The 21,503-nt window shown below is 57.0% G+C and carries 21 protein-coding genes; 15 read left to right on the plus strand and 6 right to left on the minus strand.

What is annotated here, in order from left to right; genetic code table 11:
* Positions 1-28: 28 nt before the first annotated feature.
* From GQA94_RS03130 to GQA94_RS03165, 8 genes are all read left to right on the plus strand, one after another.
* A complete protein-coding gene (locus GQA94_RS03130) occupies positions 29-2,428 on the plus strand; it encodes a hybrid sensor histidine kinase/response regulator (RefSeq protein WP_158186702.1) in 2,400 nt (799 codons plus the stop codon).
* Complete coding sequence (locus tag GQA94_RS03135) at positions 2,428-2,991, plus strand: biliverdin-producing heme oxygenase (protein ID WP_158186703.1); 564 nt, start codon at positions 2,428-2,430, stop codon at positions 2,989-2,991. Before GQA94_RS03130 ends, GQA94_RS03135 begins: the two co-directional genes overlap by 1 nt.
* A 150-nt stretch (positions 2,992-3,141) precedes the next feature.
* The gene (locus GQA94_RS03140; protein WP_158186704.1) at positions 3,142-4,482 is read left to right on the plus strand and encodes an arylsulfotransferase family protein; all 1,341 of its coding nucleotides are present in this window, start codon (positions 3,142-3,144) and stop codon (positions 4,480-4,482) included.
* Positions 4,483-4,487: 5 nt separating this feature from the next.
* The gene (locus tag GQA94_RS03145) at positions 4,488-4,775 is read left to right on the plus strand and encodes a hypothetical protein (protein ID WP_199270095.1); all 288 of its coding nucleotides are present in this window, start codon (positions 4,488-4,490) and stop codon (positions 4,773-4,775) included.
* A gap of 57 nt (positions 4,776-4,832) precedes the next feature.
* Positions 4,833-5,549 carry a hypothetical protein gene (locus GQA94_RS03150; RefSeq protein ID WP_158186705.1) on the plus strand — a complete coding sequence of 239 codons (717 nt, stop codon included), beginning with the start codon at positions 4,833-4,835 and terminating at the stop codon, positions 5,547-5,549.
* Entirely contained in the window at positions 5,546-6,709 is a 1,164-nt protein-coding gene (locus GQA94_RS03155) for a sulfotransferase family protein (RefSeq protein ID WP_199270096.1), read from the plus strand. Before GQA94_RS03150 ends, GQA94_RS03155 begins: the two co-directional genes overlap by 4 nt.
* Before the next feature lie 126 nt (positions 6,710-6,835).
* On the plus strand, positions 6,836-7,402 hold the full coding sequence (gene cysC, locus GQA94_RS03160; protein ID WP_272870212.1) for an adenylyl-sulfate kinase: 567 nt from the start codon (positions 6,836-6,838) through the stop codon (positions 7,400-7,402).
* A 688-nt stretch (positions 7,403-8,090) separates the two neighbouring features.
* A complete protein-coding gene (locus GQA94_RS03165; RefSeq protein ID WP_014822230.1) occupies positions 8,091-8,453 on the plus strand; it encodes a histone-like nucleoid-structuring protein, MvaT/MvaU family in 363 nt (120 codons plus the stop codon).
* 170 nt (positions 8,454-8,623) lie between these two features.
* On the opposite strand, the gene GQA94_RS03170 is transcribed toward GQA94_RS03165, so the two are convergent.
* On the minus strand, positions 8,624-9,304 hold the full coding sequence (locus tag GQA94_RS03170) for a heavy metal response regulator transcription factor (RefSeq protein ID WP_158186707.1): 681 nt from the start codon (positions 9,302-9,304) through the stop codon (positions 8,624-8,626).
* Between the two features lie 385 nt (positions 9,305-9,689).
* Here GQA94_RS03170 and GQA94_RS03175 point away from each other — a divergent pair, with 385 nt between their 5' ends.
* The 7 genes from GQA94_RS03175 (at position 9,690) to GQA94_RS03205 (ending at position 16,415) form a co-directional block, all read left to right on the plus strand.
* Positions 9,690-9,899 carry a co-regulatory protein PtrA N-terminal domain-containing protein gene (locus tag GQA94_RS03175; RefSeq protein ID WP_158186708.1) on the plus strand — a complete coding sequence of 70 codons (210 nt, stop codon included), beginning with the start codon at positions 9,690-9,692 and terminating at the stop codon, positions 9,897-9,899.
* Positions 9,900-10,527: 628 nt separating this feature from the next.
* Positions 10,528-12,381 carry a copper resistance system multicopper oxidase gene (locus GQA94_RS03180; protein WP_158186709.1) on the plus strand — a complete coding sequence of 618 codons (1,854 nt, stop codon included), beginning with the start codon at positions 10,528-10,530 and terminating at the stop codon, positions 12,379-12,381.
* Positions 12,382-12,405: 24 nt separating this feature from the next.
* Positions 12,406-12,696 (plus strand): hypothetical protein, encoded by a 291-nt coding sequence (locus tag GQA94_RS03185; protein ID WP_199270097.1) that lies wholly within the window; start codon positions 12,406-12,408, stop codon positions 12,694-12,696.
* The gene (locus GQA94_RS03190; protein WP_158186711.1) at positions 12,686-13,684 is read left to right on the plus strand and encodes a copper resistance protein B; all 999 of its coding nucleotides are present in this window, start codon (positions 12,686-12,688) and stop codon (positions 13,682-13,684) included. Before GQA94_RS03185 ends, GQA94_RS03190 begins: the two co-directional genes overlap by 11 nt.
* 9 nt (positions 13,685-13,693) lie before the next feature.
* Positions 13,694-14,503, plus strand: coding sequence for a c-type cytochrome (locus GQA94_RS03195; protein WP_158186712.1), 810 nt, complete (start codon positions 13,694-13,696; stop codon positions 14,501-14,503).
* A gap of 478 nt (positions 14,504-14,981) precedes the next feature.
* Positions 14,982-15,311: a four-helix bundle copper-binding protein gene (locus tag GQA94_RS03200; protein ID WP_041754615.1), complete on the plus strand. Its 330-nt coding sequence runs from the start codon at positions 14,982-14,984 to the stop codon at positions 15,309-15,311.
* A gap of 549 nt (positions 15,312-15,860) precedes the next feature.
* Positions 15,861-16,415 carry an SDR family NAD(P)-dependent oxidoreductase gene (locus GQA94_RS03205; RefSeq protein ID WP_233270211.1) on the plus strand — a complete coding sequence of 185 codons (555 nt, stop codon included), beginning with the start codon at positions 15,861-15,863 and terminating at the stop codon, positions 16,413-16,415.
* Here the strand turns inward: GQA94_RS03205 and GQA94_RS03210 are convergent.
* The 5 genes from GQA94_RS03210 to GQA94_RS03235 all read right to left on the minus strand — a co-directional run bounded on the left by GQA94_RS03210 (position 16,390) and on the right by GQA94_RS03235 (position 21,495).
* The gene (locus GQA94_RS03210; protein WP_003292642.1) at positions 16,390-16,845 is read right to left on the minus strand and encodes a DUF305 domain-containing protein; all 456 of its coding nucleotides are present in this window, start codon (positions 16,843-16,845) and stop codon (positions 16,390-16,392) included. The two genes, GQA94_RS03205 and GQA94_RS03210, sit on opposite strands and share 26 nt — an antisense overlap.
* A gap of 624 nt (positions 16,846-17,469) precedes the next feature.
* Positions 17,470-19,053: a hypothetical protein gene (locus tag GQA94_RS03215; RefSeq protein WP_233270212.1), complete on the minus strand. Its 1,584-nt coding sequence runs from the start codon at positions 19,051-19,053 to the stop codon at positions 17,470-17,472.
* Between the two features lie 106 nt (positions 19,054-19,159).
* Positions 19,160-20,533 (minus strand): heavy metal sensor histidine kinase, encoded by a 1,374-nt coding sequence (locus GQA94_RS03220; RefSeq protein ID WP_158186714.1) that lies wholly within the window; start codon positions 20,531-20,533, stop codon positions 19,160-19,162.
* A gap of 100 nt (positions 20,534-20,633) precedes the next feature.
* Positions 20,634-20,864, minus strand: coding sequence for a hypothetical protein (locus GQA94_RS03225; RefSeq protein WP_014822242.1), 231 nt, complete (start codon positions 20,862-20,864; stop codon positions 20,634-20,636).
* A gap of 313 nt (positions 20,865-21,177) precedes the next feature.
* Positions 21,178-21,495, minus strand: coding sequence for a co-regulatory protein PtrA N-terminal domain-containing protein (locus tag GQA94_RS03235; protein ID WP_014822244.1), 318 nt, complete (start codon positions 21,493-21,495; stop codon positions 21,178-21,180).
* Between the last annotated feature and the right edge of the window lie 8 nt (positions 21,496-21,503).

Raw genomic sequence — 21,503 nt, forward strand, 5'->3', positions numbered from 1 at the left:
GCAGTGCGACACCCGCGACAGGAAGGTTATGTCACCGAAAAAAAATATCAGCCTCCTGTTCGTTGAAGACAGTCCGCACGACGCCGAGCTGGCACTCCTGACGCTGGAACGGACCCATTACACCGTCGACACGGAAATCGTCTACGACCGTGCCGGTGTCGTCGAGGCACTGCAACGGCGCCGCTTCGATCTGATCCTTTCGGATCTCATTCTGCCCGGCTACTCGGGCAGCCAGGCGCTCCAGGACGCCAGGCAACTGGCCCCCGAAACGCCTTTCATCTTTCTATCCGGCGTGTTTGGCGAAGAACACGCCGTCAACATGATGCGCTCCGGCGCCGTCGACTACGTACTCAAGCAAAATCTGAATTTTCTGCCCAAGGCAATCGAGCGCGCGTTGAGCGAAGTGCAGGAGCGCCACGGCCGGCTTCGCGCCGAGGAGGCGCTGCGCGAGGTGGAGGTGCGCGCGCGTCTGGCCATCGATGCGGCGGGCCTGGGGATGTGGGACTACGAGCTGCAGAGCGGCACGATGATTCTCGATCATCGCTGCCGCACGATGCTCGGCCTGCCCGACGACGCCGCGGTGAACATCAAGGTGCTCGGCGCGCTCTGCCATCCTGATGATCTGCAGCGCATACGCAGGAAAATCCAGGACACCCTTACCGACGAAGGGGACAAGGAATTCACCATCGACTATCGGGTACTGCTCGACGATGGCCGGACGCGCTGGGTGGAAACCCGTGGCCAGGGCTTTTTCGAGGAGGGTGCCTGCAAGCGCTTCATTGGCGTGGTGATGGATATCACCGAACAGAAGCTGGCGACCGAAGCGCTCAAGCGCATGAACGAAACGCTCGGCGAGCGCGTCGAGGCCCGCACCCGCGAGCGCGACCGCACCTGGGAGCTGTCCCGCGACCTGCTTGCAGTGATGCGTTTCGATACCACCGTCGTCGCCCTCAATCCGGCCTGGGAAGGCACGCTCGGCTGGCCGCGCGAAACGCTCATTGACCAACCCCTCTGGTCGCTGGTCCACCCGGACGATATCAGCGCAACGCTCGAGGAGACGGATCGGATCCGTCGAGGCAACTTCACTGATCGCTTCGTCAATCGCATGCAGCACCGCGACGGCGGCTACCGCTGGCTGTCATGGACCGCGGTGCCCGAAGGCGAACGGATGTACGCCGCAGGGCGCGACATCACCAGCGAGATCGCTGCTGTGGACCGGCTCGCGGCGGCCAACCGCGAGTTGACGGAGCAGATCAGGGAACGTGAACGCATCGAGGCGACGCTGCAGCAGATGCAGCGTCTGGAGGCCGTCGGCCAGCTCACCGCTGGCGTCGCGCATGATTTCAATAACCTGCTGACCGTGATTCTCACCAGCGCCAGCTTTCTCAAGAACGACCTGGAACGCGGCGCGCCGCTGTCCAAGTCATTGAGCCGGCTGCAGTACATTCAGGAATCGGGCGAACGCGGCGCGACCCTGACCAGCCAATTGCTGGCCTTCGCTCGTCGCCAGCAGCTGGCCCCGAAGGCGGTGGATCTCAACGATACCCTGGTCGGCCTGCTCAGTCTTTTGCACAGCACGCTCGGCGGTGCCGTGACCATCGAGACCGACACCTGCGCCGGGCTCTGGCATGCCCTGGTCGATCCGACCCAGATCGAAATGATCATCCTCAACCTGGCGATCAATGCGCGCGACGCCATGGGCTCGGGTGGGCGCTTGTCCCTCAGCACCGCGAACGCGGTGATCGACACGCCAGCGCTGCGGGCAGAAGAGCCCGGCCCTGGCGAGTACGTGGTTCTGTCGGTCAGGGATACGGGCTCAGGCATGAGCGACGAGGTGCTGCAGAAAGCCTTCGAGCCGTTCTTCACCACCAAGGAGGTGGGCAAGGGATCGGGGCTCGGGTTGGCGCAGGTATTCGGCTTTGCCAAGCAGTCGGGCGGCGGTGCGCGGATAGAGACGGAACTGGGGGTGGGGACGACCGTCCGGGTTTATCTGCCGCGCGTCCAGGCGCCCGAGCTGCCGATCACGGCGCCGGAGTGCCTCCACAGCACCCCGATCGGCGATGCGTCGAATACCGTCCTGCTGGTCGACGATGACCAGAGCGTGCGCGAGGTGACCGCGCAGATGCTGGTCAATCTGGGCTATTCGGTGATCCAGGCGGAAAGCGGGCACAGGGCGCTGCAAGTGCTCAAGGACGGCACCAAGGTTGATTTGCTGCTGGCGGATTTCGCCATGCCGGGCATGAATGGCGGCGAACTGGCGCGCGCCGTCCTGTCGAGTTTTCCCAAGCTGCCGGTGGTATTCGTCACCGGCTACGCCGAGCTTGGAGAGCTGGGCATGGGCAGTTCCACGATCATCCAGAAACCTTTCCGCGAAGATCACCTGGCCAGCAAGATTCTCGGAGCGCTTACCGAAGCGAGTCCGGCCTGATGGCGTCGTTGCGCCAGTGGCTCCGCGAAACCAGTGCGCCGCTGCACGAACGCGTCGACATGACGTTCTCGCGCTTCGACCTGAGCAATGGCCTCCAATACCGCCGTTTCCTGTGCGCGCATGGTGCCGCGCTGTTCGGCCTGGAAGCGGCACTCGAACAGGGCGCTATCGAACGGCTGCTGACCGATTGGCCCGAGCGGCGCCGAAGCGCGGCGTTACACGAAGACCTTCAGGCATTGCAGATTGCGTCACCGGCGCCGCTGGTGATCGCGGCGGGAACCGGCGAAGGCTGGTACTGGGGCGTCGCCTATGTACTGGAGGGGTCGCGGCTGGGCGGCCGCGTGCTCTCCCAGCGTGTGCGCGACGGCGGTGCCGCTCGCCCACTGCGCTATCTCGCCCACGGTGAAGGCACGCCCTTGTGGCCGCGTTTCCTGACGCAGTTTGAATGCCGCGCGAAGGCGCTCGATCGGGATCAAGTGCTGGCCGGCGTGCAAGCGGCGTTCGGACAGTTTCTTCGCGCCGCCGAGCAGCACGCGCAGACCACCGATCCAGCCCCGGCGTAGCGCTCCCCGCTCGTTCGCATCGCGCCGTCCGCTCTGCCGCTGCGAACCGATGTGCCAGCCGAACCCGGACGGGTAACGCGAGTCACAACTCAGCTATCACCGTTTCGGTGTTCAGCAGGGGTCAGGTACACGCCATAGCCGGGGGAGATCATGGACAAGGCAGATCGTGCAGGTTTTGCCGTATTCATCCTAGCGATCGCATTCATCGCTTTTGTCAGCGGAGCGTTGATCACGCTTTCCCAGAGCTTTCCCTATCGCTACCTGAACGACGCCTACAAGGCCGGACAGGCCACGCTCGCCCAGCTCACCGACACTGATCTCTACACCGAAACGCACCTGTGGCGGCAAGCGCGGCGTCAGGACCGAGGCGTGACCCTCCATGATCCGCAGGGCGCGTTCGAAGGGCTGACCCTGTACACATCGGGCGACGGCAGTTACGCCAATCTGGTGGACATGCAGGGCGACGTGGTCCATCGCTGGGCGCTGCCCTACCGAGAAATATGGACGCAGAGCCCCGCCGGACGCGCACCCCGGCCGGAGGACAGGATCTACTGGGACAAGGTTCGTCTATTGCCCAATGGCGACCTGCTGGTCGTGATCACGGCCGACAACGACACGCCATGGGGCTATGGGCTGATTCGCATCGATCGTGACTCCAGGCTCATCTGGGCGTACCACGGCGCAGCCCATCATGACTTGCACCTGACGCCAGATGGCCGATTGGTCACCCTGACCCATGACTTCAGCGAGGACGAGATACCTGGACTGCAAGGTCTGGAGCGGCCATGGCTGGATGACTTCCTGGTGATCCTGGACGTTGAAACCGGCGAAGAATTGAACAAGTTGCCACTGTCCCGGGCCTTTCTCGCATCGCGCTTCGCCGAACCGCTTTACCAGACGCCGAGCTACGCGACCGGCGATCCGCTGCATGCCAACAGCGTCCACTTTCTCGACGATGCTCAAACCGCTGCCTTCGCACCGGCCAAGGGCCGCCCCGGCCAGGTGCTCGTCTCGTTCCGCAACCTCAACACCATCGCGCTGGTGGACACCGAGCGGGGCATCGTGACCTGGGCCACCACAGGACCCTGGCTGGTCCAGCACGACGCAAGGGTGCTGCCGAACGGCAATTTCACCCTCTTCGACAATGCCGCCAACTATCGGGAAGGGAACATTTCGCGGGTGCTCGAAGTGAACCCGAGCACCCATGAACTGGTCTGGAGTTATGAAGGAAACGATGAACAACCCTTTGAGAGCTATGTCCGCAGCTCTGCGCAGACACTGCCCAACGGCAACCGCTTGATCACCGAATCCGATGGTGGACGTCTGTTCGAGGTCACGCGAGAAGGAAACATCGTCTGGGAGTTCATCAACCCGGTTCGGGGCGGTGATAACGAAGCCTTTATCCCCATCGTCTCATCTGGGCAACGGATCGCTTACGAAACGCTCGACGCGGAGTTCCGCGCCGTTATCGATCAGTCGCTGGACAGGTGAACGACATGAATGCCAAGTACATCCGAAACAGCGCAAGGTCCTTGCTGCTGATAGTCGCCGCGCTTCCCCTGCTCGCGCACGCCTATGTCGGGCCGGGCGCCGGGCTGGGCCTGCTGGCGGCGCTCTGGGGTCTGGTGGCCGCAGTGGGCGTGGCCATCTTCTACGTGGTGATGTGGCCGATCCGCCGCATGCGCCGGCGGCGCAAGGCCGAGCAGGTCGCAGCGATGGCGCGCTCCAATGACACCGCAGCGCCCATCGAGACAGCGCGCAACACGGACTCGACGCATCCCTGATGCACCTGCTTGCCTGCGATCTGACAGCCGAGCGGCTCGTCGAGTGGGAGGATTGTCATGGGAATACTGGATCTGCCCGGACCGCTGTTCGCCATCATCGACAGCCTGATGGCGGCGATCCTGCCGGCCAGTGCACGTTTGCTGGTCTGGGCCGCGCTGGGCGGTGCCGGTACGCTGCTGCTGTATCGGCTGGTCTCGCCGCAGGGACGAATCGGTCAGGCCAAGCGAGAAGCGCGTGAAGCGCGGCGTCGATTGAGCGCGTTCGATGGTGAGTTCGCCGAGGCCGGCCCGCTGATACGCGGGCAGTTCAGCGCGGCGTTTCGCCATATCGGCCTGGTGTTGGGCCCGACCCTGCTCGCCATGCTGCCGCTGCTCGCATTGCTGACCTGGATCGACCATACCTACAGTTACGATTTTCCTGACCGAAACGATCCCCCGGCGACCACGGTGGAGCCCGAACCCGACTTCACTGAGTGGATCCTGGACAGCGACATTCCGCTTGTCCGGATCGGCATTGCGGGCAGCGAACAGGTGGAAATCGCGCTGACTGCACCGATCCCGGTCATCGAACAACGCCAATGGTGGAACTGGCTGGTAGCCAACCCCCTTGGCTATCTACCCGGCGATGCGGGCCTGGAGCGGGTCAGTATCGGCTTGCCCCAGCGCGCCTATCTGCCCTTCGGGCCGCCCTGGATGCGCACCTGGCTGGCCATCCTGTTACCGACCATGGTGGTGGTATCGCTCGTCACGTATCGCTGGGCGCGGGTGGAATGAACGATTCGACGGTTGCCCGCAGCCGCACCGGCGAGGCGAAGGCCGATCCCGGCTTCACAGTGCCTGCGTGGATGCACCTGCTCAGTGGCTGGATCCACCGCCACCCCGCCTTCTGGATCCGCCTCGGCAATCTGGAAACGCGCACGGTGGCCGACGCCATCGAAGACATCCGCGTGGACCGGCCAATCTTCGTTGCCGGTCTGGCGCGTTCAGGCACCACGGTACTGCTCGAGAAACTGGCCGCTCACCCACAGGTGGCCAGTCACCGCTACATCGATTATCCGCCGGTACTGACGCCCTACTGGTGGAACCGCTGGCTCGAGCGGGTGCCGCGCGCAACCGAAGTCGCGCGCGAGCGGGCGCATCGGGACGGAATCAGCATTACCTCGCAGAGTCCGGAGGCCTTCGAGGAGATGCTCTGGATGGCGTTTTTCCCGCAGGCCCACGATCCAGGCCAGAGCGCCGTGATGGGACGGCAACACACCCATCCTGCGTTCGAGCGCTTCCATCAGGAGCACCTGCGCAAACTTCTGGCTGTGCGTAAGCGACAGCGCTATGTCGCCAAGGGAAACTACAACCTTGTGCGGATGGGTTACCTGCACCGCCTCTATCCCGACGCCCGCTTCGTGCTGGCAATCCGTGACCCGGTCTGGCACATCGCGTCCTTGATCAAGCAGCACCGCCTGTTCCTGGCGGGCGAGAAATCGGAGCCCAGAGCCCTGGAACACATGCGTCGCGTGGGTCACTACGAGTTCGGGCTCGACCGCCGGGCCATCAATACCGGCGACGCCGACCTGACCCGCCGGATCACTGAACTCTGGGAATCGGGTCGCGAGGTGGAAGGCTGGGCACGGTACTGGTCAGCGATTTACGACCATGTGGCCGATGTGCTCGAAGCCGATGACGCGCTGCGCCAGGCCTGCCTGATCGTGCGTTACGAAGCCCTGTGCAGCGAGCCGCGCGAGACGTTGGCGCAAGTATTCGCCCACAGCGCGCTGTCACTGACGGCCGAAGCACTGGATGACGCGGCGGCGGACCTTCACGCGCCGGGGTATTACCGGCCGTCGTTCGATGACGACGAACTCGCCACGATTCACGCCATCACTGGACCGGTAGCGGCCCGCTTTGGCTATGCCGAAGGCACCCTTTCCAGCGGCTGACAAGGGCCGCCCTAACGCGAGGTCCCCATGGCTCGAACCAGCACGCCGCTGCGGCATCTAGAACCGTCAGGTCACCACGGGCCCGCTCGGCTGGCAGGGCCAGGTTCGCACCTCCATCGGCATGCAATGACCGTCGACAAGGCCGCTCGGGCCGCCCTCAACGGCCAGAAGCCCTGTGTCCTCTGGTTCACCGGTTTGTCGGGCGCGGGTAAATCGACCGTGGCAGATCTGGTCGAGCAGCGGCTTCACGCCTTGGGCAAGCGCACCATGATTCTGGACGGCGACAACGTGCGGCATGGCCTGAACCGCGATCTTGGTTTCAGCGACACCGATCGCATCGAGAACATCCGCCGGGTGGGAGAAGTCGCGCGGCTGATGGTCGACGCCGGGCTGATCGTCCTGGTCAGCTTCATCTCCCCTTTTCGCAGTGAACGGCAAATGGTGCGCACACTAATGGAGGCGGGTGAATTTATCGAAATCTTCGTCGACGCCTCCCTGGCGGTCTGCGAAGCGCGCGATCCAAAGGGCCTGTATCGCAAAGCGAGAGCTGGCCAGTTGCCTGACTTCACCGGCATCGGCAGCCGTTACGAGCCGCCGGAGGCACCAGAGCTGCGCCTCCCGGCCGACGAAGCGCCAGCCGAGGCGCTCGCCGAGCAGGTCATGGCACTGTTACAAGCGCGCCGGATGCTCTGAGCGCACCCGCCTGCGGGACACAGCACCGTCCCGGCGCCGTCGTGGCGTGGTGGGTGGTGCTGGTGGTTTACAAATAATTCTGACAATTTCAGCCCCTTGGATCAGGGGCTGGGCCCGCTTTGAAGTTAGCATTGAGATAATAATATTTCGACAATTCGCATGGTGAGAACGATTAGATGCAGGATTTTTGCCAAAATATTCTGACAAATCTCAACACCCAAAGAGCGTAAACGGTTGGCTACCAGAATTTCCCGCCAGAGTAAGCTCACTACGGTAAGCAGTTTCGCGGGATTCGGATGCACCCGCTCTGAGGCCAGCGAGTGTTTACGATCAGCTCGCAAATCGTCTGCTGGGTCTGTTCTTCGGAATCGCGCCGGATGATAAACCTTCCACCGTTGCAGATTTTGTCATCGTAGGGCCACGCTTCGAAGGCTGCTTCCTCGCATCACTTGAATATTCTAGCGTCTGTTACTCCACAGGCCTTCGCTGTACACATACCGACCCATGTCATGGCGATTTGCTGGTCACTCAGGAGCTCGGGCTTCGACCTGCGGACCTCCTTCATTCCTCCCGCAGCCTCGGGGTACGCAAACATCCCACCGAATTTCGTCTCGCCATGCTTGAAGTTGAAAGTATTGATATCATATGGACCAAAATGTCTAAACACTGACCTTAGAGGTAATGATAAATGTCCCGACTGGCAGAGTACCGTAAACTGGAAGAGCAATTGAAGTCGCAAATGGCCGAACTTGAGGCCATGAGAAACGACAAGAGCCTTAAAAAGGATATGGAATTTGAAGATAAGCTTCGCTCGCTGATGGGTGAATACAGCATTACTCTACCTAGCTTGATCAATATTCTTGACCCGCAGTTTGGGACTCGTCGCGCTCCGGTTCAGCAAGGCCCGACACCACGCCGTGCTCGTCAGGTCAAGACATACAAGAACCCTCACAGCGGTGAAATAGTTGCGACCAAAGGTGGCAATCACAAGGTCCTGAAAGGCTGGAAAGCAGAATATGGAACGGATGAGGTCGAAAGCTGGATCCAGTGATAGCTTAGATCCCTCTGGTTTCAATAAGAGGTCTAATTAAGGCCTCTTAAGTTACGCATGAATATGCATTGGCCGATCCGCCGAGCAGCACAAAGCAGTACGCCACGGATTAGCAGAGGTGGCCCGCTAGTTATATTGGCCATATCGCAAATCGCTAAATAGCGTGATTTTTAAAAGCCTGGCGCCTCGATCAGATAGCCCATTCCGCGAGCAGTTTGTATCAGCTTCGGCTCGAACTCATCATCAATCTTTGCCCTTAACCGGCGTACCGCCACCTCGATCACGTTGGTATCGCTATCGAAATTCATGTCCCATACTTGGGAGGCGATAAGTGACTTTGAGAGTACTTCCCCGCGACGCCTAAGCAATAGCTCAAGCAGCGCGAATTCCTTTGCAGTTAGGTCTATTCGTTTCCCCGAGCGCACCACCCGGCGCCTCAGCAGGTCCACCTCTAGGTCCAGGAGCTTGAGTATTGTTTGGTTGGGGGCATGGTTGCCGCGGCGAAGCAACGTACGGATCCTGGCTAGCAATTCGGAAAATGCAAACGGCTTGATGAGATAATCATCAGCGCCCAGCTCCAATCCCTTCACTCGATCCTGAACCCCGTCTCTGGCGGTGAGGAAGAGCACGGGGACCTCATTACCGGCAGCGCGGACTTTCTGTAAAACCTGCCACCCATCCAGGCCAGGCATCATCACGTCTAAGATGAGCAAGTCGTATGTGGTATGAAGCGCGTACTGAGCAGCATCGGTCCCGTTCTCTACTCGATCGACAGTGAATCCCGCCTCCGTGAGCCCCTGCTGTAGGTAGGTGCCTGTTTTCGGCTCGTCTTCAGCAACAAGAAGCTTCATGAAAGTACTCCCTCCGGCATTTGGAACAGTGTGCCGATTGTAAGGGCGTGCAGCCAGTACCTTACAGAAACGTAATGCTCGCATCATCTGTCTGACAGCTTGTAGCGTTAACGTCTACATCAGCAGTTGCTCCCACACTCTGCTTTTTGGCCTTTTCCATGCTCCTTTGGCCTATCGGCGCCTAGATGGCGCCTTTTTTTTGACTGCTGGAAACAAGGCCACTTGCGCTTTCGCTTGTGCTCACTGCTTGTCTGCATTGCTGACGAAACCGTAATGTCTAAATCAGGGTTCTGACAGGAACGCTCGGTTAGCTTAGACACAAGCCCAAGCCTCTGTTTATGGAGCTGCGCTGGGTCTCCCGTGTCTTCGAACGAGGTAACAAGTAATGAAATTTTTCAAATCCCTTTCTGTACTGCTCGCTATCGCAGCAAGCTCTTCCTATGCAATGGCAGAAGGTGGTGGTGATCGTACCTTTGCTCGTATGGAGCAGGCTCGCCAAGCAGCGATCGCTAGTTATCAGGCTGACCAGAAGGACCAAGCCCAAGAGGTAGCCTCAGAGGCAACTTCAGCGAAGCACGCTCACGCTAATTGCTGAAGCGAAACCTTCCGTAAATGTGATCACGCAGATCTCTGAACTGTGGCAGCTACTACGAATGTTGAAGCTGCCACGGTGTTGGCACTGCAATATCAGTTGTTAGAACCGACGAGTCGGTATTAGCTACGCTGAACCTTGTCTCGTTAAAAAACGTGACCTAGCATCCCCGCACCAAGCGGATGAACCGTATATTGGCTAGTTAAAAATCAATCCTCTTTTAACGGCCAAGTTGATAATTGTTGAATCCCCTACTTTGCTCGGTCAATCGAGGCCTTCTACATGGCCCGCATAAACTGAAAAAACGTGCTGAAAAGAGTGAAGGAGCATCAAAGAACCCCTAGAGAACCGCTCGTTTATGACGGGATTCTTATCAAGCCTGCGACTTCAATAAAGCCAGTTAAAGTGACCGGAAACCTGCTCGCAGGCGCTTTCTTGGGCGCATTCAGGCGCGCTTTAAGCTTACAAAAATGTAATCACGCCTCTTTCTCAGGTATGCCATCTTTACGATTAAAGGCGAGTCGCTTGATACGGCAGACCGTGCGCGAGCTTCTAAGATCAATTAACGCTGGCAACACCAACCCTTAGGGCTGGTTTCGGCTTGGCTCCTTAGCTTGATTGGAACGTACACATGCAACGTAAAACCTCTAGGCGAACCTTTGTTAAAGGCTTGACCGCCGCGGGCCTCCTTGGCGGTCTTGGCTTGTGGAGAGCCCCAGTTTGGGCAGTGAATAGCCCCGGCCAGCCCAGCGTACTAACCGGCACAGAGTTCGATCTACTGATCGGCGAGACGCCAGTTAACATCACCGGCGCGGCCCGGACGGCAATGACCATCAACGGGACTATTCCAGGGCCGCTTCTACGTTGGCGTGAAGGGGATACCGTCACGCTGCGAGTCAGGAATAAGCTGAGCGAAGATACATCGATTCACTGGCACGGCATGATCTTGCCGGCCAACATGGATGGCGTGCCTGGATTGAGCTTCCACGGCATCGCTCCCGATGGCATGTATGTATATAAGTTTCAGGTTAAACAGAACGGAACTTATTGGTACCACAGTCATTCGGGGCTGCAGGAGCAGGCAGGCGTCTACGGCCCGTTGGTCATCGATGCCAAGGACCCGGAGCCGTTCAGCTATGACCGCGACTACGTGGTGATGTTGACTGATTGGACCGATGAGGATCCCGCCCGTGTTCTAGCCAAACTCAAGAAGCAGTCGGATTACTACAACTTCCACAAGCGCACCGTCGGAGACTTTATCAACGACGTAAGCGAAGACGGCTGGGCGGCCACGATTGCGAATCGGAAAATGTGGGCTCAGATGAAAATGAGTCCCACCGACCTCGCCGACGTAAGCGGCTACACCTATACCTATCTAATGAACGGCCAAGCACCCGACGGGAACTGGACCGGTATCTTTAAGCCAGGCGAGAAGCTTCGTCTGCGGTTCATCAACGGCTCGGCCATGAGCTATTTCGATGTCCGCATTCCAGGGCTGAAGATGACTGTAGTCGCAGCCGACGGCCAATACGTCAACCCAGTTAGCGTCGACGAATTCCGAATTGCCGTGGCTGAAACCTACGATGTGATTGTCGAGCCTGCGACCGAGGAGGCTTACACGGTCTTCGCTCAATCGATGGACCGCACAGGGTACGCCCGTGGCACGCTAGCGGTTGCCGAAGGGCTGAGCGCTCCTGTTCCCGAAACCGATCCTCGCCCACTAATCACCATGGACGACATGGGGATGGATCACGGCAGCATGGGCGGTATGGCGGGCATGGACCATGGCGGCGGCATGCAGGGCGACATGGGCGCGATGGACCATAGCAACATGTCCGGCATGAACCACGGTGACATGCAGGGGATGGGCAGCATGGGCGCAATGTCCGGAATGGATCACAGCAAAATGGCTGGGATGTCAGGGATGGACCACTCTGGGATGGCGGGGATGAGCGCAGGTATGCAATCGCACCCGCCCTCAGAGTCCAATAACCCACTGGTGGACATGCAGACCATGAGCCCGACTCATAGGCTGAACGATCCCGGCATTGGCTTACGAGACAATGGCCGCCGAGTCCTGACCTATGCCGACCTGAGAAGCACCTTTCCCGATCCGGACGGCCGCGAGCCCAGTCGGACGATCGAACTACATCTGACCGGTCACATGGAGAAATTCTCCTGGTCATTTGACGGCATAGAGTTCTCTGATTCTGAGCCGCTGCGTCTCAAATATGGCGAGCGGGTACGCATCACTTTGGTCAACGACACCATGATGACCCATCCGATTCACCTCCACGGTATGTGGAGCGATCTTGAAGATGAGAATGGGCAGTTCATGGTTCGCAAGCACACGATCGACATGCCTCCCGGTTCGAAGCGCAGCTACCGCGTAACAGCTGATGCGCTCGGTCGCTGGGCCTATCACTGTCACCTACTGCTTCACATGGAAATGGGCATGTTTCGTGAAGTCCGAGTGGATGAATAAGAGGAACCTTATATGGGAAATTCTATGAAGCGTAAAACTCTTATCGGCAGCGCTTTTATGTTTAGTTTGCTGGGCGTAATGAATATGTCAGCTGCGTTTGCAGAGCAAAAGCATGATCAGCACAAGCAATCATCGGCTTCATCGCAGAATCCAGGCAACAAGCCGGCATCTCAGACACAAGGCACCTCTAACTCAAAAATGAACCACGGCGACATGGATCATGGCTCGATGGACCATGGAGAAATGGAGCACGGCAAGATGGATCATGACCCCAAGGCCACTGATACTGAGGTGGATTCGCACCATGACCACTAGACCTTCTCGCTTTGCTCTGATTGCGCTCGGAGTTTCGTTGAGCGCAGCGGCTGGAGGGACAGCCAACGCTGCCGAGATGATGGATCACTCGATGCATCAAACCCCTCCTGCTGAGGCAGCTCAAGCCCCTGCATCTTCAGCCAAGCCCGCAGCTAAGAATCATGGCTCCGGTGGGCAAATGGACCATTCTGCGATGGGTCATGGTGCGATGGACCATAGCACGATGAACCATGGCCAAATGAAGCATGACGATACGCTCGAAATGCCCGGCATGGTTCATCCCTCGTTCATTCCAGTATTGACCGATGCGGATAGAGAAGCGGCTTTCCCTGGTCTTCAAGGTCATACGGTCCATGACAAGTATCTGGCCTGGTTCCTTCTGCTAGATCAACTTGAGTACCAGAACGCAAATGAAGGTAGCACCCTCAGTTGGGAAGCTACTGCCTGGGTTGGTGGCGATATCAATCGGTTCTGGTTTCGCTCGGAAGGTGAGCGAACGAATGGCGTTACTGAAGACGCGGAAATTCAGGCGCTCTACGGGCGTGCCATCAGCCCCTGGTGGGATGTGGTAGCAGGTGTTCGCCAGGACTTTAAGCCCGAGTCGCCGCAGACGTGGGCGGCTTTAGGCGTCCAGGGGATGGCTCTGTATGGCTTTGAGGCGGAAGCCACCGCCTTCGTCGGTGAAGGTGGGCAAACAGCAGCACGTTTTGAAGGCGAGTACGACATTCTCCTCACTAACCGGCTGATCCTCCAACCGACTGCCGAGCTCAATTTCTATGGCAAGGACGATCCTGCGCGCGGAGTAGGCGCTGGTCTCGCAAACACAGAGGTGGGGCTGCGCCTCCGATACGAAATCGTTCGTGAGTTCGCACCGTACATCGGCGTCACGTGGAGCCGGGCATACGGTAATACCGCTGATATGGCGAGAGATGACGGCGAAGATCTAGATGAGGCGCGGTTCGTTGCTGGCATCAGGCTTTGGTTTTAAGGACCTTCGATGAAAAGAATAATTATTAGCTTCGCTGCCTTCTGTGCTCTAGGCCTGTTGGTAGTGGCCGGAGTTGTTTTCTCAGGACTGATTAGCGTTGCCGCGGATGATCCTCATACGGGAGTCGTGCACGCATTCCTGGAAACTGCTCGCAATCGCTCGATTGAGGTTCGCTCCGAAGACATAGCCGTGCCATCTCTCGACGATGAAGACCAAATCCGCGCCGGGGCGGGGAACTACGACTCGATGTGTGTGGGTTGTCATTTGGCGCCAGGCATGGCTGAGACCGAGCTAAGCAATGGCCTTTATCCCGCTCCACCCAGCCTGGCTGAAGCGGGGCTATACGATGACCCAGCAAAAACATTTTGGGTCATCAAGCATGGCATTAAGGCCACTGGGATGCCCGCGTGGGGTAAAAGCATGGCTGACCCGTACATCTGGGGAATGGTGGCTTTTCTGCAGAAGCTTCCTGAGTTAGATGAAGGAGCGTATCGAGCACTCGTTGCGTCTAGCGGTGGTCACCAGCATGGTGGTGGGGAGACCCCAGCTGGGCATAGTGAGCAACACGGCGAGATGGCCTCGGGCGACCACCATCAGGGCGACAGTGGCGGCTCGGATCACCATGGCTCCAGCAGCACAGGTGGAGCATCCGGCCAATCAGGCTCCGGTCATCATGGTAATAACGAAAGCGATGACCATCATGCGTCCGAGGAGCCCCAGGCGGTTGAGCACAGCAATGGCAGTGACAGTGCCGATGCGGAAGGCAAATCCCCTTCAAAAAACCATGTGCACGCAGACGGGAAGCAACACGAGCACTAACATCCGGTATATGTGTGCCTATGCGGTTCTGATCGAGGCTCTAAGAAAGGCGGTTCAGCAAGCAGAGGATCGGCCCTAGGCCATCCTAGTCGACGCAACGGTACCGGAGGGCTTTGCAATTGCTTCCTTCCTAAAAGTTAGGCCGCAAGGCCAGTAACTTACCTAGTTAAGCGGCTTGCGCTCCGGCCGTTCCCCAACGAATGCTCCCAGTCGTGGCGACAGGGAGCTCCCTCATTTTCAACTCAATCATCTCGAACAGACTAGCGAAGCCGTACAGGCAATCTGACGGCCACATCGCCACCAACTGCGCCCGCAGATCCCCGGTGCGGTTGGACTTACCTTACAACATTGTAATGAGGTTTTTCGAAACGGGCTCGGTAGGAGCGTGTCGTAATTCAGTGTCTGCTAACAGGCTGATGAGCCATATCGGCCAGTAAGCAAACGACGAAATACAACTATCGAACCCTGGAGAACGTAAATGACAAACTCAATGTTCGCATCCTGTATCCAAGCTTGTTCGAACTGTGCCCTAGTGTGCGAAATGTGCGCCTCTGCTTGCCTACGCGAGGATGATGTAAAAATGATGGCTCGCTGCATCGAGCTTGACCGCGACTGCGCGGACATTTGCAGGTTGGCTGCCACACTGATGAGCCGCGAAAGTGAATATGCTAAGGAGTTCTGCGCCCTTTGCGCCAAGATCTGCCGTGCATGCGGAGAGGAATGCGCGAAGCATGAAATGGATCATTGCCAAGAGTGTGCGAAGGCGTGCATGAACTGCGCTGAGGAATGTGAGCGAATGGCAGGATAACATCCGTAACTCACTGCTCTGGCACTACTAAATTGGGAGTGTCAGAGCCCCTCGAAGAATAAGAAAAGCCATGGTGCGCTTAATGTTCGCGCCTCCATGACATATCGAAAAAGTGCGTACGATACCCGCAACTGCCAAGAGCGAATCAATCCCTGTCCAGCAGCATTTCATTCCAAAGCGAAATACGATAGTTACGCGCTAGCAACTCTTACTTAGCCACCGATGATCGCCACCGTAACGGTCTATTCTCTTGCCACTGTCTCCCGATTGAGCGCTGAAAACTAATTGAGTGAATTAGCATGAAAGCTCCTGGCAAAAAGGCGGTCCAACAACAACCAAGCGGGCCATGCGACCTTATTTTGCTGGGAGAAAACGAAAATGGTTTTGCGAATATTCCCATCGCAGCGATTGGCTTTGCTGCTAGTACTGCTCGCCGTTCTGCAACTCAGTGGCTGCGCCGTTTCCCCGCGCCTGAAACCAAGCGACCAGCCAAGCGTTGCTCGCAAAACCTTTGTCATCACTGGTGCCTCCAGTGGCTTCGGCCGCGGCGTGGCGCTCAAGCTTGCCGCTCTGCAAGGCGACGTGGTGCTAGCGGCCCGCCGGACCGACGTGCTCGAAGAACTGGCCGCGCAGATACGCATGGCTGGAGGATCGGCACTGGTGGTGACCACCGACGTGAGCAACCCGAACGAGATACAGGACTTGGCACGAGCCGCCATCGAGCGTTTCGGCAGGATCGACGTTTGGATTAACAACGCTGCGGTCGGAGCGCTGGGTCGTTTCGAGGACGTTCCCGTCGAGGACCATGCGCGGATCGTGGATGTCAATCTTAAGGGCATGATCTATGGCAGCCACGCAGCCATGCGCCAGTTCAGAGCTCAAGGCTTCGGCACGCTTGTCAACGTGGGCTCAGTCGAGAGCGAGATACCGCTGGCTTATCATGCCTCCTCCGCAGCGACCAAAGGTGGCGTCATAAATCTCGGCGCGGCAATCGCTGAGGAGATTCGCCTGAGCGGTAGCGAGACCATCAATGTCGCCACCGTCATGCCCTGGGCTGTGGACACACCGTTTCTGGGAATCAATTTGCCCTTTCTAGTTCATTGATCAGGGACTTCATTTCTGCGATTTCTCGGCGCTGAGCGTCGATGATTTCGTCAGCTAACTTGCGGACGCGAGGATCTGAAATCTGAGCTCGTTCACTTGTTAGGATTGCTATGGAATGGTGGGGGATCATGGCCTTCATGTAGTCCGTGTCGTCTACCGTCGCTTGCCCACGTACAAGCCATAGTGCAATGGTAAAAGCTACTGCACTTCCTGCCAATATCGCTAGGTTTACTGACTTACGCTTATACATGTTGAGCATGAATGCGAGCATGACTACTGCCATTACCGCGCCCATCACTAATGCCATCCAAGCGCGAGTCTCGCTCCAAAAAACATGCTCGAACGAGTAAGTATTTAAGTACATCACGCCATACATAATGATCGTAGACGTGGCTACCATCGCTGCAAAGCGCCAGTAAGACATTTGCATAGTTAGACCTCTTTAATGATTGCTGCTGGATCGGCGACTCAACGTGTTCGCGCAGCCCTGCTTAGAAGTGGCTTTCGAATGCTCTCCTAAAAACGGACAAGCCGAAGATGATGAGGTTTCGATTTTTTGAGAAGCTTACAAAAATGTAATCATCGACCGCTTTAAGACCGGCTTAAAGCGCTGCCAGCGCTGTACTACGCGTAATGTTCCCCTGAACTAATCAATCGCTAATAGCTTATAAGCAGACAATACCAACGTCGCGCTATGGACCACTGCGCGAAAGAGCGGGCCCACTAAGATGGCCTTCAAGCCTTGAGACCCGACTACTCGGCTTAGCAAGCCCAAAGAGTTATCGTGAGCAATAGAACACTCGGAGAGAACAATTCAGCACCAGCATATGCCACGTTCTTGTCGAGTGTGACCGCAGGGTTAGTATTCGCACATTAGATGTGTGGCGGCTAAGACGGCTGGGTGTAGCTGGCTCCAAAACTGAGCGGCGAGGTTATTCTGTCCAAGCCGCGCCTTTCGTGGCGCGCGGGACCTCACTCACTTTGAAACAACAGACCTTCGATTCGATCATGTTCTTCCGGTGTTGGCAGGGCAGATGAGTCAACATTGCCAATACTATTTGGCTGACCATTTCTGGTGGGCCAACTTCAGGGTGGTAGGCGCCATCTGCGTCGAAAGCAACCCAGCCGTACAATTCTCGGATGACTTCGGAAGGATGGCCATCTTCCATTGCCACATACCAGTCCGCCAATCGGAAACGCTTACCGGCAAGCTTAGAAGTAGCCATTTCGGCTCGAACCAGCGCCAGATATAGCGGGTGCGGCAGTTCTCTACGGCGCCGGTTTCGTCGAGCAAGAACGTGAACGAGGCGTGCGACCGTTGCTCTGTAGAACCGGCTCGCTCCTCTTCCTCGCCTAAGGTAAAAACGGGAGCAAAACCGCCCCCCTCTGTTCTGAAGTTGGTCGTCTGGCCTTGGTAGACCCTGGCAGCGTTCCACTGCACCTCGCCAGCATAAGCGTAAGCGCGCAGATCAAACTTCATCGATCGTACCTGAGGGTCGGCGACGATTCTACGCTCGCCAGGAGCTACAAGGGACTGGGCCACGTAGTTTCCGCCAACGATTTCTTCCCAAACGCGCTTGGTGAGCTTGTCTCCTCGGTATGCACCGCGACTACCATACCCGCTGACAGGCTTGAAAAAGAGGCTACGGCGGTTTTGCCACAGGTGCTCTGCATTACCATGCTCGACAGGAACGGTAAGCGGGACGTATTGGGCCAATACGGTTCGGATTTGCTGATCAACGCTAATCTCTTCCAAAAAACGTGCGTTGGTTAGGTCAACCAACCTGCGTTTGTCGGCGTAAAGGGCATAGGCCTGAGGGTGTGGCGTTACCGTCACGACATCAGCCAAATAAGCGCTGCGCAGCGCGCTGCAATTGTCGCCTTCCAGATAGAAATCGGTGAGTCGGTTGTAGACGAGATCCACAGGCTTTCCGTCGACCAAGAGGGACTCGTTGTGAAAGGCCAGATCGGCTGGGTCTGCGATTAGGCAGTCGATTCCTGCTGACTCGAATAACCGCTGAAAAAGAAGGAACTCCGGATACAGATATTGGGCTTGTGGGCTTTCATCCAAGATCACCACGCGCGTGAGCGGACGTTGCTCGCCGCTCGTAGACCATTCCTGGGCGAACATATCCAGAATCGAACGCTCGAAGCCGCCGGGTCCATCCTGACCTGGCGAAAGCCCGACTACGCCGCTGCAACAACTACGCTGCGCGCGGGCGAGCAATACGTTTAGCATCGCTCCGCCCGCATTTGTGTTTATTTCGATGAGCCCAAGCTTGTCATCATCCAGATGGAAGTCGTAGCCAAAGAAGACGCCGCGCGCACCCCGAGGATCATGTCGTGCAATAGGAGGTGCAGAATCCAGAGCATGCTCACGCCAACCGGGCGAACTCACGGTCTGCTCGATGGCCTGAATAACCTCATTAACCTGGCGCAGCCGCAAGGATGAAACAAAGACCGGTCGTGCTGCAAACACATGGGGGCAACGTGACTTCAATAGCTCCGACAGCTCTGAATTCCCAAGCTGTTCGGTCAATGAGTTTACGAGCGCAGCTTGATCTAGGCTTACGCAGAAGCACGCTTCGTTGAGCGCTGCGGCTGTCGAACCGCATTTTCTTGATGAGGACGCTTGCACGTGAAACCTCCAGAACCAAATATACAGGTACGAAAGCCTTGGCCTCCTCCGGTTCAGCCGGGCATTTGTATAAGCGTAGATCAGCGTCGTTGCCAGCACTTTGCCATTAACTAGACATCAGCCTTGGAAGCGTCATTGTGAAAGTCGTGTGCCCCTCAGCTGATTCGCAAGCGATGCGCCCCTTGTGGGCCTCAACAATCGACCGTGTGATAGCCATGCCGAGGCCCGCATTAAGGGTAGTACCTTCGCGCCTTGCGGTATCCACCCTGTAAAATCTGTCGAATATTCGAGTGTGAAGCTCGGCTGGAATAGTAATGCCGCGGTTGGTTATAGCTGTCGAAACCGAGTTACCACTCTCGCTTATTTCAACCCTGATAATGCTGCCTTCCTCTGCATACCGAACTGCGTTCGAGACTATGTTTGAGATGGCCCGTCTTAGCATTGATTTATCGCCATGTACCGACCCATCGCCTGAAAGCGTGATTTCGACCTTCTTGTCCTCGGCTGCGAGCTCGTAATATTCGATAACACTCGTGGTCATCTCAGCCATGCTGGCCCCTTCGGCACTGGGCGTAATCTTCCCATTGTCCGCTTTGGCGAGGAACAGCATGTCATCGACCATCTTTGACATGCGCCTAAGTTCTTCGAGGGCGGAATACAAGATATCCTTGTAGTCGGTATTTTCGCGGTCGCGCAAGAGCGCGACCTCCATTTGGGTCAGCATGCTGTTCAGCGGCGTTCTTAGCTCATGCGCGATGTCCGCTGAGAAACCTGACAACCTGAGGAATGAGTCATCCAAGCGCGAGAGCATTTCATTGAAGTTGTCTACGAGTTCATGAAGCTCGCCTGGCACTGACTCGGTTGGAATTCTGGTATCCAAACAATTGGCAGTTACTGTAGAGGAAGTCTTAGAGAGTTCATCGATCGGTTTTAAACCCTTCCTGATCAGAACCACACCTAAAGCGCCACTCAAAAGTGCACTGACCACCAGCGTATAAGCGAACCATTGCTGAATCATTTCGAAGAAGTGGACTCGATGCGTTACATCCAAAGCCAGATAGATGACTGTGTCTTGCCCTTCGACCCACTGGTTTACTTTTCTGGTAATGCCACTGTACTGATGCCCAGCGAAATTTACTGTCCAACGTTCCTCTTGGATGTCCGTGACAAGTGGTAGCAAGCTCTCAGAGAGATTGTGATGTGAGTAGACTGTCTTGCCGTCTACTACAACTGCAGTTGCGAAGCCAAAGGAGTGCTCAATAACGGCATCGATCCTTGAAGCGGTCTCAGGCCCAAATGCTGAGCTGTTGAGCAGCGTACGCTCTACTGCAGCGGCCTTTTCATTCAGCACTTGTTCATCTTTGCGTTCGAAATGGAGCTGGCAAAAATAATTGAAGCTGATTGCGGCCGCCATCAGCACAACCGTAACCACAAGCATGAAAGCTATCGCCATTCTGCTCGTCAGTGACACTTTTCCCATCAGTACGGTCCTAGTTAGGCCATCACTCACAAGAAAGCAGGCGGGCACCCAGAAAAGGTGCCCGGCCTGCTTCGATCATGTTTGCTCGCACTCTCGTATCCTAAGCAGCGTCTGAATTTTCGCCAGTTTGCGAGTGGCCGGCTTTGGCCCCCTCCATCATTTCACGACACTCTTTCATCATTCCATGCATGTCGCCCATCATTTCCATATGCTTGTCGCCGCTCATCATGCCGGTTTCTGAATGGCTTTGGTCCGATTTATCTACCGCTGCGAAACTCAGTCCGCTCGCCAGGGTGATTGCGATTGCTGTAACGGTGATGGCCTTTCGCATGTTAAATCTCCAAGTTCAGTGGGTTATTCGCTTTTTCTTAATAAGGTGTTTTCGCCAACGTTGGGCTCCTCGGGCTTGTCGCATTTACCGCTAGACATATGCTTCATGCATACGACCATCATCAACAAGCAGGGCAAGAGAAAGAGCAGGCTTGGCAGCGTTGTTGCCAACGCCGCAGTGCTTTGGTTCAGTAGCATGTAGCCAACCACAGCTGCGGTTAACCCCGTTACGACCGGATTGCGCTGCAGTACGCTTTTAATCTTGGATATTATGCCCCTCATCTAACTATCCCTCGGATATTAAGCTTGGCAGATTAGCCATTGTTCACGCCAACTGGGGTGCTCAGAAACTCTACCGTATGGATCTTCCCGTCAGGGGTCTTGACCGTCATCTCATACGTCTGGACTTGGGCGCTTGTTCTATAGTTTTGAATCATTCGAGTCGTGCCGGTCGCGCCAGCAGGTGCGATGCTCAGCACTTGGCCTTCTTTTACAAGCTCCTTAAGGGTGGGCTTTGCTCCTGCCGAGTCATTTAAGCGATTCAGCGTACGTTCGCTTCCGCCTTCGGCCATTGCAAGCGAGGAAGCAACGGTCAGAATAAAAGGAACGATTACTTTGGTTATGCGGTTCATGGTTTGCA

The organism is Stutzerimonas stutzeri, assembly GCF_009789555.1.
Lineage (GTDB): Bacteria > Pseudomonadota > Gammaproteobacteria > Pseudomonadales > Pseudomonadaceae > Stutzerimonas > Stutzerimonas stutzeri_R.

Coding starts and splice junctions, on each gene's coding strand:
- GQA94_RS03130 (WP_158186702.1), top strand. CDS start 29: ATGTCACCGAAAAAAAATATCAGCCTCCTGTTCGTTGAAGACAGTCCG.
- GQA94_RS03135 (WP_158186703.1), top strand. CDS start 2,428: ATGGCGTCGTTGCGCCAGTGGCTCCGCGAAACCAGTGCGCCGCTGCAC.
- GQA94_RS03140 (WP_158186704.1), top strand. CDS start 3,142: ATGGACAAGGCAGATCGTGCAGGTTTTGCCGTATTCATCCTAGCGATC.
- GQA94_RS03145 (WP_199270095.1), top strand. CDS start 4,488: ATGAATGCCAAGTACATCCGAAACAGCGCAAGGTCCTTGCTGCTGATA.
- GQA94_RS03150 (WP_158186705.1), top strand. CDS start 4,833: ATGGGAATACTGGATCTGCCCGGACCGCTGTTCGCCATCATCGACAGC.
- GQA94_RS03155 (WP_199270096.1), top strand. CDS start 5,546: ATGAACGATTCGACGGTTGCCCGCAGCCGCACCGGCGAGGCGAAGGCC.
- cysC (WP_272870212.1), top strand. CDS start 6,836: ATGACCGTCGACAAGGCCGCTCGGGCCGCCCTCAACGGCCAGAAGCCC.
- GQA94_RS03165 (WP_014822230.1), top strand. CDS start 8,091: ATGTCCCGACTGGCAGAGTACCGTAAACTGGAAGAGCAATTGAAGTCG.
- GQA94_RS03170 (WP_158186707.1), bottom strand. CDS start 9,304: ATGAAGCTTCTTGTTGCTGAAGACGAGCCGAAAACAGGCACCTACCTA.
- GQA94_RS03175 (WP_158186708.1), top strand. CDS start 9,690: ATGAAATTTTTCAAATCCCTTTCTGTACTGCTCGCTATCGCAGCAAGC.
- GQA94_RS03180 (WP_158186709.1), top strand. CDS start 10,528: ATGCAACGTAAAACCTCTAGGCGAACCTTTGTTAAAGGCTTGACCGCC.
- GQA94_RS03185 (WP_199270097.1), top strand. CDS start 12,406: ATGAAGCGTAAAACTCTTATCGGCAGCGCTTTTATGTTTAGTTTGCTG.
- GQA94_RS03190 (WP_158186711.1), top strand. CDS start 12,686: ATGACCACTAGACCTTCTCGCTTTGCTCTGATTGCGCTCGGAGTTTCG.
- GQA94_RS03195 (WP_158186712.1), top strand. CDS start 13,694: ATGAAAAGAATAATTATTAGCTTCGCTGCCTTCTGTGCTCTAGGCCTG.
- GQA94_RS03200 (WP_041754615.1), top strand. CDS start 14,982: ATGACAAACTCAATGTTCGCATCCTGTATCCAAGCTTGTTCGAACTGT.
- GQA94_RS03210 (WP_003292642.1), bottom strand. CDS start 16,845: ATGCAAATGTCTTACTGGCGCTTTGCAGCGATGGTAGCCACGTCTACG.
- GQA94_RS03220 (WP_158186714.1), bottom strand. CDS start 20,533: ATGGGAAAAGTGTCACTGACGAGCAGAATGGCGATAGCTTTCATGCTT.
- GQA94_RS03225 (WP_014822242.1), bottom strand. CDS start 20,864: ATGCGAAAGGCCATCACCGTTACAGCAATCGCAATCACCCTGGCGAGC.
- GQA94_RS03235 (WP_014822244.1), bottom strand. CDS start 21,495: ATGAACCGCATAACCAAAGTAATCGTTCCTTTTATTCTGACCGTTGCT.